The organism is Streptomyces sp. NPDC048185 (genome assembly GCF_043202495.1).
In the GTDB taxonomy this organism is placed as follows: domain Bacteria; phylum Actinomycetota; class Actinomycetes; order Streptomycetales; family Streptomycetaceae; genus Streptomyces.
Window position 1 is genome coordinate 1 of the sequence record NZ_JBIDAN010000014.1, and the last position, 15,353, is coordinate 15,353.

10 protein-coding genes and 1 pseudogene are annotated in these 15,353 nt (G+C 71.6%); 8 read left to right on the forward strand and 3 right to left on the reverse strand.

Translation table 11 applies throughout. The features are described from left to right. The 5 genes and pseudogenes from ACGF3H_RS31155 to ACGF3H_RS31175 all read left to right on the forward strand — a co-directional run. Positions 1 to 597, forward strand: a pseudogene (locus ACGF3H_RS31155) (alpha-1,4-glucan--maltose-1-phosphate maltosyltransferase); the annotation flags it as partial. Then, complete coding sequence (gene treS / locus ACGF3H_RS31160; RefSeq protein ID WP_362500367.1) at positions 594 to 2,312, forward strand: maltose alpha-D-glucosyltransferase; 1,719 nt, start codon at positions 594 to 596, stop codon at positions 2,310 to 2,312. The pseudogene ACGF3H_RS31155 and the gene treS, both read left to right, overlap by 4 nt. A 28-nt stretch (positions 2,313 to 2,340) precedes the next feature. After that, entirely contained in the window at positions 2,341 to 3,702 is a 1,362-nt protein-coding gene (locus ACGF3H_RS31165; protein WP_362500368.1) for a maltokinase, read from the forward strand. A 3-nt stretch (positions 3,703 to 3,705) separates the two neighbouring features. Continuing rightward, the gene (gene glgB, locus ACGF3H_RS31170; protein WP_362500369.1) at positions 3,706 to 5,928 is read left to right on the forward strand and encodes a 1,4-alpha-glucan branching enzyme; all 2,223 of its coding nucleotides are present in this window, start codon (positions 3,706 to 3,708) and stop codon (positions 5,926 to 5,928) included. Positions 5,929 to 6,038: 110 nt separating this feature from the next. Next, on the forward strand, positions 6,039 to 7,130 hold the full coding sequence (locus ACGF3H_RS31175) for a glutamate--cysteine ligase (RefSeq protein ID WP_362500370.1): 1,092 nt from the start codon (positions 6,039 to 6,041) through the stop codon (positions 7,128 to 7,130). 52 nt (positions 7,131 to 7,182) lie between these two features. Here the strand turns inward: ACGF3H_RS31175 and ACGF3H_RS31180 are convergent, their stop codons facing one another. Then, positions 7,183 to 7,416, reverse strand: coding sequence for a DUF6480 family protein (locus ACGF3H_RS31180; RefSeq protein ID WP_362500371.1), 234 nt, complete (start codon positions 7,414 to 7,416; stop codon positions 7,183 to 7,185). 149 nt (positions 7,417 to 7,565) lie between these two features. On the opposite strand from ACGF3H_RS31180, the gene ACGF3H_RS31185 reads away from it, so the two are divergent. Both ACGF3H_RS31185 and ACGF3H_RS31190 read left to right on the forward strand, forming a co-directional pair. Beyond that, the gene (locus tag ACGF3H_RS31185) at positions 7,566 to 9,476 is read left to right on the forward strand and encodes an AMP-dependent synthetase/ligase (protein ID WP_362500372.1); all 1,911 of its coding nucleotides are present in this window, start codon (positions 7,566 to 7,568) and stop codon (positions 9,474 to 9,476) included. A 134-nt stretch (positions 9,477 to 9,610) separates the two neighbouring features. Then, positions 9,611 to 10,045, forward strand: a complete 435-nt coding sequence (locus ACGF3H_RS31190) for an ATP-binding protein (RefSeq protein WP_362500373.1) — start codon at positions 9,611 to 9,613, stop codon at positions 10,043 to 10,045. A 9-nt stretch (positions 10,046 to 10,054) separates the two neighbouring features. On the opposite strand, the gene ACGF3H_RS31195 is transcribed toward ACGF3H_RS31190, so the two are convergent. Then, entirely contained in the window at positions 10,055 to 10,507 is a 453-nt protein-coding gene (locus tag ACGF3H_RS31195; RefSeq protein WP_362500374.1) for an ATP-binding protein, read from the reverse strand. Positions 10,508 to 10,568: 61 nt separating this feature from the next. After that, a complete protein-coding gene (locus ACGF3H_RS31200) occupies positions 10,569 to 10,940 on the reverse strand; it encodes a PRC-barrel domain containing protein (protein WP_362500375.1) in 372 nt (123 codons plus the stop codon). A gap of 346 nt (positions 10,941 to 11,286) precedes the next feature. On the opposite strand from ACGF3H_RS31200, the gene ACGF3H_RS31205 reads away from it, so the two are divergent. After that, entirely contained in the window at positions 11,287 to 15,282 is a 3,996-nt protein-coding gene (locus ACGF3H_RS31205) for a HAMP domain-containing protein (protein ID WP_362500376.1), read from the forward strand. Positions 15,283 to 15,353: the final 71 nt, after the last annotated feature.

Genomic DNA, 15,353 nt, shown 5'->3' on the forward strand with positions numbered 1-15,353 from the left:
GACATCCTGCACGCCTACCTCCAGCACGGCGGCCGCCCCGCCTTCGAGGTCCGCGCCGTCCTCGCCGCCACCCTCTCCCCCACCTGGGGCATCTATAGCGGCTACGAACTGTGCGAGAACACCCCCCTGCGCGAGGGCAGCGAGGAATACCTCGACAGCGAGAAGTACCAGCTCACACCCCGCGACTGGGACGCCGCCCACCGCGAGGGCCGCACCATCGCCCCCCTCATCACCAAGCTCAACACCCTCCGGCGCGACCATCCCGCGCTGCACCGGCTCAGGAATCTGCGCTTCCACCGGACCGACAACGACGCCCTCATCGCGTACAGCAAGCGCGTCGGGAGCGACGTCGTGCTGGCGGTCGTCAATCTCGATCCCCACCGCACCCAGGAGGCCACGATCTCCCTCGACATGCCGCAGCTCGGCCTGGACTGGCACGAGTCGGTGCCGGTGCGCGACGAGCTCACGGGCGAGACCTACCACTGGGGCAGGACGAACTACGTGCGCCTCGAGCCCGGACGGGCCCCCGCGCACGTCTTCCACGTCCAGCGGTCGTCCGCCGCCGCGCCGCACAGCGAAGGATCAGCAGCCTCATGACCGTGAACGAGCCCGTACCGGACACCTTCGAGGACACACCGGTCAAGGACCGCGACCCGGACTGGTTCAAGCGGGCCGTCTTCTACGAGGTCCTCGTCCGCTCCTTCCAGGACAGCAACGGCGACGGCGTCGGTGACCTCAAGGGCCTGACCGCCAAACTGGAGTACCTGCAGTGGCTCGGGGTGGACTGCCTGTGGCTGCCGCCCTTCTTCAAGTCACCGCTCAGGGACGGCGGCTACGACGTCTCCGACTACACCGCCGTCCTGCCCGAGTTCGGCGACCTGGCCGACTTCGTCGAGTTCGTCGACGCCGCCCACCAACGCGGCATGCGCGTGATCATCGACTTCGTCATGAACCACACCAGCGACCAGCACCCGTGGTTCCAGGAGTCCCGGAAGAACCCCGACGGCCCCTACGGCGACTACTACGTCTGGGCCGACGACGACACGCAGTACGCGGACGCGCGCATCATCTTCGTCGACACCGAGGCCTCCAACTGGACCTACGACCCGGTCCGCGGACAGTACTTCTGGCACCGCTTCTTCTCCCACCAGCCGGACCTGAACTACGAGAACCCCGCGGTCCAGGAGGAGATGCTGGCCGCGCTGAAGTTCTGGCTGGACCTGGGGATCGACGGCTTCCGGCTGGACGCCGTGCCCTACCTGTACGCCGAAGAGGGCACCAACTGCGAGAACCTGCCCGCCAGTCACGAGTTCCTCAAACGCGTCCGCCGTGAGATCGACGCGCAGTACCCGGACACCGTGCTGCTGGCCGAGGCCAACCAGTGGCCGGAGGACGTCGTCGACTACTTCGGCGACTACGCCTCCGGGGGCGACGAGTGCCACATGGCGTTCCACTTCCCGGTGATGCCGCGGATCTTCATGGCCGTGCGCCGCGAGTCCCGCTACCCGGTCTCCGAGGTCCTGGCGAAGACCCCGGCGATCCCCTCGGGCTGCCAGTGGGGCATCTTCCTGCGCAACCACGACGAGCTGACCCTGGAGATGGTCACCGACGAAGAGCGCGACTACATGTACGCGGAGTACGCCAAGGACCCGCGGATGCGCGCCAACATCGGCATCCGGCGGCGGCTCGCCACCCTGCTGGACAACGACCGCGACCAGATCGAGCTGTTCACCGCCCTCCTCCTCGCCCTTCCGGGATCACCGATCCTCTACTACGGCGACGAGATCGGCATGGGCGACAACATCTGGCTCGGCGACCGCGACGCGGTGCGCACCCCCATGCAGTGGACCCCGGACCGCAACGCCGGCTTCTCCACCTGTGACCCGGGTCGGCTGTACCTGCCGACGATCATGGACCCGGTCTACGGCTACCAGGTGACGAACGTCGAGGCGTCGATGGCCTCGCCGTCCTCGCTGTTGCACTGGACCCGCCGCATGATCGAGATCCGCAAGCAGAACCCCGCCTTCGGTCTCGGCAGCTACGCCGAACTGCCCTCGTCCAACCCCGCCGTGCTGGCCTTCCTGCGCGAGTACGAGGACGACCTGGTGCTGTGCGTGAACAACTTCGCGCGCTTCGCACAGCCCACCGAGCTGGACCTGCGCGAGTTCGCCGGCCGCCATCCGGTCGAGCTGTTCGGCGGGGTCCGCTTCCCCGCCATCGGTGAACTGCCGTACCTGCTGACCCTCGGAGGCCACGGCTTCTACTGGTTCCGGCTCACCCGAGTCGCATCCCGCATCGGCCGCCGCGTGTGAGCGTGGGCCGAGGAAAGGACGCGTCACCATGCCGAAGACCGCACCCCTGCGCCCGAGACCGGCGCATCTCGCCGAGCCCATGGCCTCGCTCGGCGGGCTGCTGCGGGAGTGGCTGCCGAAGCAGCGCTGGTTCGCGGGCAAGGACCGGCCCGTGGCCGAACTCGGTCTGCTGTCGATGACCGAGCTGTTCCCGGGCTGCCTGCATCTGCTGGTCCACACCGGGCACGGGCCCGTGCCCGCGCCGGGCGGCGCGCCCCCGGCCGGCGACTGCTACCAGTTGCTGCTCGGTGTGCGGGAGCGGCCTTCGCCGCGTCTGGGCCGGGCGCTCATCGGGCAGCTGCAGGACGGCCCGCTGGCCGGCCGGACGGTCTACGACGCGCTGCACGACCCGCGGACGGCCCAGCTGCTCCTGGAACGGCTGCGGCAGCCCGGCAAGGCGGGTCCGCTGCGCTTCGAGTGCGACCCGTCCCGCCCCGTGCCCGGCGGGCTCGCGCCCCGCATCCTGGACGCCGAGCAGTCCAACTCCTCGCTGGTGTACGGCGACGAGTACATCCTCAAGGTGTTCCGGCGCATCCAGCCCGGCGTCAACCCCGACCTGGAGGTGCCGAGCGCCCTGGCCCGGCAGGGGTGCGGGCGGGTTCCGGCTCCGGTGGCGTGGCTGCGTACGACCGACCCGTACGAGGCGACGCTCGGCGTGCTCCAGCCGTTCCTGCACGACGCGTCCGACGGATGGACCCTCGCCCTCGAGGCACTGTCCTCCGGGGACGACTTCACCGCGCAGGCCCACGAGCTGGGACGGGCGATGGCCGACGTGCACCTGGCGCTGGCCTCGGCCTTCCCGGCCGGCGCCCCCGGGGAGAACGGCCGCACGGCGGCGGCGATGACCGAGCGGCTGACCGCCGCCGCGCACGCCGTGCCCGCGCTCCAGCCCTTCGTGCCGGGTCTGCAGTCGGCCTTCGCGGCGCTGACCACCTGCGACTCCGGTCCGCCCGCCCAGCGGATCCACGGCGACCTGCACCTGGGTCAGGTGCTGCGGGCGGGACGGGACTGGTTCGTCATCGACTTCGAGGGCGAACCGTCCCGTCCGCTCGCCGAACGGCGCAGCGCCCACTCCCCCGTCCGGGACATCGCGGGCATGCTGCGCTCCTTCGACTACGCCGCCCGGCAGCGCCGCCCGTGGCGCCCCGAGTGGGCGCGCCGCTGCCGGGAGGCGTTCTGCGCCGGTTACGCCGCCCGAGCCGGGTGGGACCCCCGCAAGAAGCACGGCCTGCTGCGCGCCTACGAGACCGACAGGGCCGTGTATGAGGTGCTGTACGAGGCCCGGCACCGCCCCGACTGGCTTCCCGTACCCATGGCGGCGATCGAACGACTCGCCGTGAGAGGAGACTGACCCGTGGCCCTCCGCGACACCTCGCTCCCCGAGCCGTCCGCTCCCGTCCCGCACGCACCCGGTGCGTGCGGGGCCGCCCCGGCCCTGGACCCGACCGACCGGGGGCGCCTGCTGGCGGGCGCCCACCACGACCCGCACGCGCTGCTCGGCGCCCACCCGGTGCCCGGTGGGATCGCCTTCCGGGCCCTGCGACCCTTCGCCCGCGAGGTGAGCGTGGTCGTCGACGGCGTGCGCCACGGCCTGGCGTCGGAGGAGGACGGCCTCTTCTCCGGCGTCCTGCCGCTCGCGGAGATCCCCGCGTACACCCTCGTCGTGGCGTACGAGGAGGGCGAGCAGGAGACGCACGACCCGTACCGGTTCCTGCCGGCCCTCGGCGAACTGGACCTGCACCTGATCAGCGAGGGCCGGCACGAGCAGCTGTGGCGGGCGCTCGGCGCGCACCCGACGACCCACGAGGGCGTCACCGGCACCCGGTTCACGGTGTGGGCGCCGAACGCGCAGGGCGTGCGGGTCGCCACCGACTTCACCCACTGGGACGGCACGGCGTTCCCGATGCGCTCGCTCGGCTCGTCGGGGGTGTGGGAGCTGTTCCTGCCCGGCGTCGGCGAGGGCACCCGGTACAAGTTCGAGATCCACTCACGCTACGGGCACCGGTTCCTCAAGGCCGACCCGATGGCGCGCGCGGCGGAGGAGCCGCCGAACACGGCCTCCGTCGTCACGGCGTCGCACTTCGAGTGGAACGACGGGGAGTGGATGCGGACCCGGTCCGCCACGCCGGTGCACGAGGCGCCGTTCTCGGTGTACGAGGTGCACCTGCCCTCGTGGCGCCCGGGACTGACCTACCGGGAACTGGCCGATGTGCTGCCCGCGTACGTCAAGGACCTGGGCTTCACCCACGTGGAGCTGATGCCGGTCGCCGAGCACCCCTACGGTCCGTCCTGGGGCTACCAGGTCACCGGCTTCTACGCGCCGACCGCGCGCCTCGGCTCGCCCGACGACTTCCGGTACCTGGTCGACGCGCTGCACGGGGCGGGCATCGGCGTGATCATGGACTGGGTGCCGGCGCACTTCCCGAAGGACGACTGGGCCCTCGCCCGGTTCGACGGGGACCCGCTGTACGAGCCCGGGGACTCCCGGCGCGCGGAGCACCCGGACTGGGGCACGTACACGTTCGACTTCGCCCGCACCGAGGTGCGCAACTTCCTCGTCGCCAACGCCGTGTACTGGTGCGAGGAGTTCCACATCGACGGGCTGCGCGTCGACGCCGTCGCCTCGATGCTGTACCTGGACTACTCGCGCGACTCCGGGCAGTGGGAGCCCAATCAGTACGGCGGCCGGGAGGACCTGGCGGCCATGGCGTTCCTGCAGGAGATGAACGCGACCGTCTACCGCCGCTGCCCCGGCGTGGTGACCATCGCCGAGGAGTCGACCGCGTGGGGCGGGGTGACCAGGCCGACCGACAGCGGCGGGCTCGGCTTCGGGCTGAAGTGGAACATGGGCTGGATGCACGACTCGCTGGAGTACGTGGCGCACGAGCCGGTGCACCGCAAGTACCACCACCACGAGATGACCTTCTCGATGGTGTACGCGTACAGCGAGAACTACGTGCTGCCGATCTCCCACGACGAGGTGGTGCACGGCAAGCAGGCGCTGGTGTCGAAGATGCCGGGCGACTGGTGGCAGCGGCGCGCGAACGTCCGCGCCTATCTCGGCTTCATGTGGGCCCACCCCGGCAAGCAGCTGCTGTTCATGGGGCAGGAGATCGCGCAGGGCGCCGAGTGGTCGGAGAAGCACGGCCCCGAGTGGTGGCTGCTCGACGAGGGGTACGCCTCGGCGGGTGACCACCGCGGCGTCCAGGACCTGGTGCGCGAGCTCAACACCCGCTACGGCCGGACCCCGGCCCTGTGGCAGCGCGACACCGATCCGGCCGGCTTCCGCTGGGTCGCCGTGGACGCGGCCGAGGACAACGTCTTCGCGTTCCTGCGGTTCGACAAGGACGGCAACCCCCTGCTGGCGGTGTCGAACTTCTCTCCGGTGGTCCGGCACGAGTACGGGCTCGCCGTCGGCGACGACGTCCCCCTCTGGCAGGAGGTCCTCAACACCGACGCCGAGGAGTACGGCGGCAGCGGTGTCACCAACCCCGACCCGGTCAAGCCGGAGGACGGCGGCATCCGGATCACGCTGCCGCCACTGGCCACGGTGTGGCTGATGCCCTTCGGTCTCTGAGGCGCGGCGGGCGCCGCCAGGTGTTCCGGCGTCTTTCCGGGGGCAGTCGTGGTCCGACGACCGGAACACCCCGGCCGTCGCCCCGCAGACCCACAGAAAGGCGGCATGACGTGCGTACCGTCGGAGTGGAGGAGGAACTCCTTCTGGTCGATCCGGAGTCCGGCGAGCCGCGCGCGCTGTCCGCCGCGGTGCTCGCCCGGGTCTCCCAGGACGATGCCGGGCAGGACGTCTTCGAGAAGGAACTGCACGAGCAGATGCTCGAGTTCGCCACGCATCCGCAGGCGGACATGGAGCGACTGCACGCGGAGATCGTCCGCTGCCGTGAGGAGGCCGGACGGCACGCCGGGGGGATCGGCTGTGCCGTCGCCGCGCTCGCCACCTCCCCGCTGCCGGTCAGTCCGGCCGTGAGCATGAACCACCGCTACCGGTGGATGGCCGAGCAGTACGGCGTCGTGGTGCACGAGCAGCTCGTCCTCGGCTGCCATGTGCACGTCTCCGTGGAGTCCGACGAGGAGGGCGTCGCGGTGATCGACCGGGTCCGGCCCTGGCTGTCGGTACTCACCGCCCTGAGCGCCAACTCCCCGTTCTGGCAGGGCAGGGACTCGGCGTACAGCAGCTACCGCAGCCGGGTCTGGCAGCGCTGGCCGTCGGCCGGGCCGACGGAACTCTTCGGGTCCGCGGAGACCTATCACCGCAGGGTCGCGGACATGGTGGCCACCGGCACCATCCTCGACGAGGGGATGATCTACTTCGACGTCCGGCTGTCCCGGCGCTACCCGACGGTCGAGTTCCGGGTCATGGACGTCTGCCTGGACGCGAGCACCGCCGTGCTGATCGCCGCCCTGGCCCGGGCGCTGGTCGAGACGGCCGCCCGCGAGTGGCGCGAGGGCAGGGAGCCGGTCGGGCACAGTGTGAGCGTGCTGCGCCTGGCCGCCTGGCGGGCCGCCCGGTCCGGGCTGACGGAGGAGCTGCTGCACCCCGCGACGATGCGGCGCATGCCCGCGGAGACGGTCGTCCGGGCCCTGCTGGAGCACGTACAGGAGGCGCTGGCCGCCGCCGGGGACCTGGAGCGGGTCGAGAAGCTGGCCGAGGACCTGCTGCGGCACGGCAACGGCGCCCGCGTGCAACGCGAGCTGCTGGAGCGCACCGGCAGCCTGCGGGACGTCGTCACCGAGTGCGTGCGCCGCACCCAGACGGCCTGAGGCGGGCCGCGGCCCGCCCGGGCCGCCTCGGCCGTCTCCTGACCGCGGCCGCTCAGAAGATCAGGGCCAGGGCGTAGGCGAGGAAACCCGCCGCCATCAGCACCACGAGGGCGAGGATCAGGAAGAGGGGTCCCTTGGCCCAGCCCTTGGGTGGGTTGTGCACCTCGAACGGGCCCGCCTCGGGCAGGCTGCTCTCCGCCGGCGGGGTCTCGCCGGGCGGTACGCCGCCGCCGGGTTCGAGGCCGGTGGTGCGTTCCGGGTCGGGATCGGGGTTCGTATAGCTCATGTCCCCCGGGTCCCCCGATCCGCCGGGATCACCGGGCGGGAACACTTCTGCCGTCCCGGCCCCCCGTCGCTCGCGCCTCGGCTAGATTCGAGCCGCCGATGACGGTGCCCGTCGGCGATGTCACCCTCCGTACACGTCAGGAGCAGCGCATGCGCGACCTCGCTCTCGCTCCCCCGGCCGCCCCGCCGCCCCTGACCGGAGGGCTCGCCGACAGTCTCTTCGAGACGGCGGCCCGTACCCCGGCCCTGCCGATGCTCGCGCGCCGCCCGGTGCCGTCCTCCGCCGTCTGGGAGGAGGTGACCGCCGTGGAGTTCCGTGACGAGGTGGTCGACCTGGCCAAGGGGCTCATCGCGTCCGGGATCCAGCCGGGCGACCGGGTGGCGATCCTTGCCCGCACCCGCTACGAGTGGACGGTCTTCAGCTACGCGCTGTGGACGGTGGGGGCCGAGGTCGTCCCGGTCTACCCGACCTCCTCGCGCGAGCAGGTCGAGTGGATCCTGCGGGACGCGGGCTGCGTGGCCGTCGTGGTCGAGGACGAGCAGAGCGTGATGACCGTCGGCTCCGTGTGTGCGTCGCTGCCCTCGCTGCGGCACGTGTGGCAGCTGGACGCGGGCGCGCCGGCCGCGCTGGTGGCGCGCGGTGAGTACATCCCGTACGCGACCGTCGACTCCATGCGCCGGATCGTGCTGCCGGACTCCACCGCCGTCGTCGCCTACACCTCCGGCACCTCGGGCCGGGCCCTCGGCTGTGCGCTCAGCCACCGCAGTCTGGCCGCCCCGTGCGACACGCTGCTGGCCGGCTGGGGCCACACGGTGGCACCCGAAGGGGAACAGGGCGCGGTCCTCGCCTTCCTCCCGTTCTCCCACGTGTACGGACTGATGATCCAGAGCCTGTGCGTCCGGGGCGGGCTGCTCATGGCGCACGAGCCCGCGATGAGCGAGGAGGCGTTGTCGGCGGCGCTGCGCTCCTTCCGTCCCACGTACTTCTACGCCGTCCCGTCGGTCCTGGAGAAGCTCTACAAGAACTTCCTGCGCACGGCCCAGCAGGCGGGCCGCGGGGCCCTGTTCGAGCGCGCCGCCGGCACGGCGCGGGACTTCGCCGCGGCGCTGGAGCGCCAGCGGCTCGGCAGGGGGCCGGGGCCCGGCTTCGACCTGCGGCTCCAGCACGCCCTGTACGAACGGACGGTGTACCGCCGGCTGCGGACCGCGCTGGGCGGCCGGGTGCGGCGGGCGACGTGCGGCGGTTCGCCGCTCAGCCGCGACCTGTCCCTCTTCTACGAGGGCATCGGCGTGTACGTGCACGACGGCTACGGCCTCACCGAGACCAGCGGCGGGCTCACGATGCAGCCGCTGGGCCGGGAGAAGTCGGGCACCGTGGGTCAGCCCCTGCCCGGCATGGAGATCCGGGTGGCCGACGACGGGGAGATCCTGGTGCGCGGGCCGTCGCTGTTCCAGGGGTACGTCGGTGACGCGGCGGCCACCCGCCGGGTCCTGCGCGGCGGATGGCTGGCCACCGGGGACCTCGGGCACCTGGACGAGGAGAACTACCTGGCGATCACGGGCCGCAAGAAGGACGTGATCATCACCAGCGGCGGCAAGAGCGTGGCCCCGGCCGCCCTGGAGGAGCGGCTGCGCATGCACCCGCTCGTCCACCAGGCGGTGGTCGTGGGCGACAACCGGCCCTGCGTCGGTGCGCTGATCACGCTGGACCCCCAGTTCCTGACGCACTGGCGGGCGGGTCTGGCGCTCCAGGGAGACGCGCCGGTGCGCGAGGCGCGCGAGGAGAACGCGCTGCGCGAGGAGATCGCCCGGGCCGTCGCCGCGGCGAACAGTGCCGTCTCCCGCTCGGAGTCCATCCGGGTCTTCCGTGTCCTGCCGGAACCGTTCGACGTGAGCAACGGGCTGCTGACACCGTCGATGAAGCTGCGGCGGGACGAGATCGTGCGGACCTACGCCCTCGAGATCGACGCGATGTACGAGGCCCGCTCGCGGCGGCGGCCCCAGGTGCCGGCGCGGGAGCCGGCCGGCTGGGAGGACTCGGACAACGTCTTCTTCCGGTGACGGGAGTGCCACTCACGGTGGGCGCGCCGTTCCGGCACAGAGGGCGCGTAGCATCCGCCGACCCGGGAACTAACAAACGAAAGGGAAGCGAAGGAAGGTACGACGCCCGGCGGACACCGGGCCGGGAAGGCGAGATGGCAGCCGAGTCGCGTTGGGACAGGACACTGGCTTCCGAGGAGATCACGAGCCGCACCGCCAGCTTCACCGGGGAGCTGCACAATGTGACCGGTGCTCGCCTTGTCGCGGAGGAGTTCCTCTACGACCTGGCACGTGCGGCACCGCCCTCGGCGCCCGAGCACTGGGACGACATCCTGCTGGTGGTCACCGAGTTGGCGGCCAACGCGGTGCAGTACGCCCCGGGGCCCTTCGAGCTGCGCATGCGCCGGACCTTCGACGGCGTGCACGTGGTGATGCACGACACGAGCACCACGGAGCCCGCGCCGCGCCCCTTCCATCCGAGCAGCGGCGGCGGCGGCATCGGCTGGCATCTGATCCACACCCTGTCCGACCAGGTGAGCGTGGTCACCGGTGGGCGGGGCAAGGACATCCATGTCTTCCTGCCCTGGTGACCGTCCCGGTCAGGCGCCGGCGGGGCGCATCGGCACCAGCGCGCTGATCGTCTTGCCGCCCTCGGGGCGCCGCTCGACGGTGATGTCCCGCGTCAGCCGGGCGACGAGCGGCCAGCCGTAGCCACTGCCGTGGTGGTCGGTGGGGAACGCGCACACCGTCCGGGGTATCACCGCGCTGTTGTCGTGGACGGCGATCCACACGCCGTCGCCGGTGGTCCGGCAGTCGAAACCGGTCAGTCCCCCACCGTGCCGGATCGCGTTGGTGACCAGCTCCGAGACGACGAGCAGCAGGTCGACGACGTCCTCTTCACGCACCCCGCGGTCCGTGCCGCCCCACCGCTCGCGCACCGCCGCCTCCGCGTGGGCCCGCGCGTCGGCCGCGGTGGTCACGGCGGGCCGCGCGGATGTGCCGGCCGGCGCGGTGCCGGAGGCGGACGTGATGGTCCGGTCGGTTCGTTCCATGTCTGTGAGGTCCCTGACTTGATGCGGCCGTGCTGTCGTCCTGCGCCGGTCGGTCGGCGGGTCAGTCGTCCGTGGTCTCCCGCTGCGGCAAGCCGTCGTAGTACTCGCCGACGGCCGCCAGATACTGCCGGTCCATGGTCTCGCTGTCCGTCCGGAACCGCGGCGCGGCCTTGATCTCCGCCCTGGTGCACGCCACGGTGACGGTGCGTGCCGTGGTGTCGATGCCCCGCACCGTGCCGACCGGGACGAGCACGCTGCGCCCGAAGACCCAGACGCCGGTGTCGACGACCAGGTGCCGCATGCCGAAGTGGTCGGCCTCCCGGTCGACGTGGCCGACGGTGCCGTCACTCGCGAGCACGGTGCAGCCCGTGAGGTCCTGCCCCTCCGTGTGTCCGCTGTCCACGGCGTACGACCAGATGTTGTCCGTCGGCACGCTGCCCTTCCCTTCCGCATGGATCGGCTCCGCATGGATCGGCGCACGGCGGGCCCGGACACCGCGGTCGGGCCGGCCCGACCGGCTCCACAGCAGCAGATACCCGGCGCGGGCCGCCGCATTCGGGGCCCGCGACCGCGCGGCGTCCCGGACGCCGGGCACGGCAGGGGTTCCCCGCTTTGTCGCACGACCGGCACCTGGGTTAGCCTCTGACGTATTTTTCTCATCGCGCAGATCCGTGAACTGCGGAAATGCACGCACAACAGACCGGACCGACCGACGGGTCCGGAGGTGTTCCGAGCCCTCGGGTGCCCGGGGGCTCTTGGGGAGCGGAACGAGGGTGCGCATGACCAGCGACAGCGCCGGGACCGTGGACACTGTCCCGGGCGATCAGGAGTTGCGACGCCTCCTGGCCGGCCTGACGGCCGTGCGGGACGGCGACTTCGGCACCCGCCTGCCGGACGAGGCGGACGGCCTGCTGGGCGACATCGCCAAGGTCTTCAACGGCATGGTGGACCAGTTGTCGGTGTTCACCTCCGAGGTCACCCGGGTGGCCCGCGAGGTCGGCACCGAGGGCACCCTCGGCGGGCAGGCCAGGGTGCCGGGCGTCTCGGGGACCTGGGCCGACCTGACGGACTCGGTCAACGCCATGGCGGGGAACCTGACGACCCAGGTGCGCGACATCGCGCAGGTGGCCACGGCGGTGGCCAAGGGCGACCTGTCGCAGAAGATCGACGTCGACGCGCGCGGCGAGATCCTGGAGCTGAAGAACACCATCAACACGATGGTCGACCAGCTCTCCGCCTTCGCCGACGAGGTCACCCGCGTCGCCCGCGAGGTCGGCACCGACGGGCGGCTCGGCGGCCAGGCGGACGTCCAGGGCGTCAGGGGGACCTGGCGCGACCTCACCGACTCGGTGAACTTCATGGCCGGCAACCTGACGAACCAGGTCCGCAACGTCGCCCAGGTGGCCACGGCGGTGGCCAAGGGCGACCTGTCGCAGAAGATCACCGTGGACGCGCGCGGCGAGATCCTCGAGCTGAAGAACACCATCAACACGATGGTCGACCAGCTCTCCGCCTTCGCCGACGAGGTCACCCGCGTCGCCCGCGAGGTCGGCACGGCCGGCAACCTGGGCGGGCAGGCGCAGGTGCGCGGCGTGTCCGGCACCTGGAAGGACCTCACCGACAACGTCAACGTGATGGCGTCGAACCTGACGGGCCAGGTCCGCTCCATCGCCCAGGTCGCCACCGCGGTGGCCCGCGGCGACCTGTCGCAGCGGATCACCGTCAAGGCCGAGGGCGAGATCGCGGCCCTGGCCGAGGTCATCAACACGATGGTCGACACGCTGTCGGCGTTCGCCGACGAGGTCACCCGCGTGGCCCGCGAGGTCGGCACCGAGGGCCGGCTCGGCGGCCAGGCGCACGTGCCCAACGTCGCGGGCACCTGGAAGGACCTCACCGACAACGTCAACTCGATGGCCAACAACCTCACCGGCCAGGTGCGCAACATCGCGCTGGTGACGACGGCGGTGGCGCTGGGCGACCTGTCGAAGAAGATCGACGTCGACGCGCGCGGCGAGATCCTCGAGCTCAAGACGACGATCAACACGATGGTCGACCAGCTCTCCGCCTTCGCCGACGAGGTCACCCGCGTCGCCCGCGAGGTCGGCACCGAGGGCCGGCTCGGCGGCCAGGCCGAGGTGGAGGGCGTCTCGGGCACCTGGAAGCGGCTCACGGAGAACGTCAACGAGCTGGCGGGCAACCTGACCCGCCAGGTCCGCGCCATCGCCGGGGTCACGAGTGCCGTCGCCGAGGGCGACCTGACCCGCTCGATCAACGTGGAGGCGTCCGGCGAGGTCGCCGAGCTCAAGGACAACATCAACGCGATGGTGCAGTCCCTGCGCGAGACCACGCGGGCCAACCAGGAGCAGGACTGGCTCAAGACCAACCTCGCCCGGATCTCCGGCCTGATGCAGGGCCACCGGGACCTGCCCGTGGTCGCCGAGCTGATCATGGACGAGCTGGTGCCGCTGGTGTCGGCGCAGTACGGCGCCTTCTACCTGGCCGAGGACGGCCAGGAGGGGCCCGAGCTGCGGCTCGTCGGCTCCTACGGCTATCCCGAGGAGGTGGACCGGCCCACACGGATCGCCTTCGGCCGCACACTGGTCGGCCAGGCCGCGCGCAGCCGCCGCACCATCGTGGTGGACGAGCTGCCGCCGGGCTACGTGACCATCTCCTCCGGGCTCGGCCAGGTGGTGCCGACCGCCCTGGTGCTGGTACCGATCGTGGTCGAGGGGCAGGTCCTCGGCGTGATCGAGCTGGCGTCGGTCACCCCGTTCACGCCGATCCACCGGGACTTCCTGGAACAGCTGATGGAGACCATCGGTGTCAACGTCAACACGATCGTGGCCAACGCCCGTACCGACGAGCTGCTCGCGGAGTCGCAGCGCCTGACGGTCGAGCTGCAGGCCCGCTCCACGGAGCTGCAGGTGCAGCAGGAGGAGCTGCAGCGCTCCAACGCCGAGCTGGAGGACAAGGCGTCCCTGCTGGTCACCCAGAACCGGGACATCGAGGCGAAGAACCTGCAGATCGAGCAGGCCCGGCAGGAGCTGGAGGCCCGCGCCCAGCAGCTGTCGCTGGCCTCGAAGTACAAGTCGGAGTTCCTGGCGAACATGAGCCACGAGCTGCGCACCCCGCTCAACAGCCTGCTCATCCTCGCCCAGCTGCTCGCCCAGAACCCGTCGCGCAACCTCACCCCGAAGCAGGTCGAGTACGCGGGGATCATCCACTCGGCGGGCTCGGACCTGCTCCAGCTGATCAACGACATCCTGGACCTGTCGAAGGTCGAGGCGGGCAAGATGGACGTCTCCCCGGAGCGGGTGACGCTGCGGCAGCTCATCGAGTACGTCGAGGCCACCTTCCGTCCCATGACGACGCAGAAGGGCCTGGAGTTCACGGTGACGACGGCCGCGGGCGCGCCGGCCGACCTGCTGACCGACGACTCCCGGCTGCGTCAGGTGCTGCGCAACCTGCTGTCCAACGCGGTGAAGTTCACCGAGCGGGGCGGTGTGGAGCTGGCCATCGAGCCGGCGCCGGACAACGAGGTGCCCGAGGGCGTCGTCCGGGGCGGTGCCGTGGTGGCCTTCCGGGTGAAGGACACGGGCATCGGCATCCCGGAGCAGAACCTGGAGTCGATCTTCGGCGCCTTCCAGCAGGCGGACGGCACGACGAGCCGCAAGTACGGCGGCACCGGTCTCGGCCTGTCCATCACCCGGGAGATCGCCCAGTTGCTGGGCGGTGCCGTCTCGGTGGACAGCACGCCCGACCGGGGCAGCACGTTCACGCTGTTCCTGCCCGTGGCCCGGCCCGACTTCGAGGACCTGCTGGGCCGGGGCACCGAGCAGGCGCCGGCCGAGTCGCCGGCGGACGTGCTCACGAGCCCCGCGCCGCTGCCCGAGCTGACGGGCGGGCACCGGCAGCGTCCGCGGCGCCTGCTGGTGGTGGAGGAGCGGCCCCGCGGTCTGCTGACCCTGGTCGCGGAGAGCGTGGTCGCGGACCTGTCGCACGGGCGGGACGACGCGGGCGGCAGGCCCCCGCTGGACGTCATCACCGCGGTCGGGGCGCAGGAGGCGGCCGGTGCGCTGGCGGCCGACCCGTGCCACTGCGTCGTCCTGGAACTGGGCATGCCGGACTCCGAGGCGTCCCGGTTCCTGGAGGCGCTGCGGGGCGACTCGGCGCTGGCGAGCGTGCCGGTGCTCGTGCACAGCGGTCACCGCGCGGACGCGGCGCTGGAGGAGAGGCTGCGCGCCGGCGCCGGCGGCGGTGCGCTGGAGTTCCTGTCCAGCCTGGACGAGCTGCGGGAGCGCATCGCGCTGCACCTGGCCGCCGAGGAACCCGGGGACGTGCTGTCGCTGGTACGCCCCGAGGAGCCGCAGCGCGTCGTGCCGCTGCCCGTGGCCGAGGCGCCGTCGGGCCGCACCGTCCTGGTGGTGGACGACGACGCGCGCAACCTCTTCGCCCTCAGCGGGATCCTGGAGCTGAACGGTTTCCGGGTCCTGCACGCGGAGAACGGGCGGCGGGGCATCGAGACGCTGGTGGGCCATCCGGAGGTCGCCCTGGTCCTGATGGACGTGATGATGCCGGAGATGGACGGCTACACGGCGACGGCGGAGATCCGCCGGATGCCGCAGTACGCGGAGCTGCCCATCATCGCGGTGACGGCGAAGGCGATGCCGGGCGACCGGGAGAAGAGCATCGCGTCGGGTGCCAGTGACTACGTCACCAAGCCCGTGGACACGCAGGACCTCATCTCCTGCGTCCGGCGCTGGCTGCCCGCATGAGCGCCCCGTCCCCCGTTCCGTACACCGGTGGGCCGGACGGCGCGCGACGCGTTTCGTCGTGGTCCGTGGCG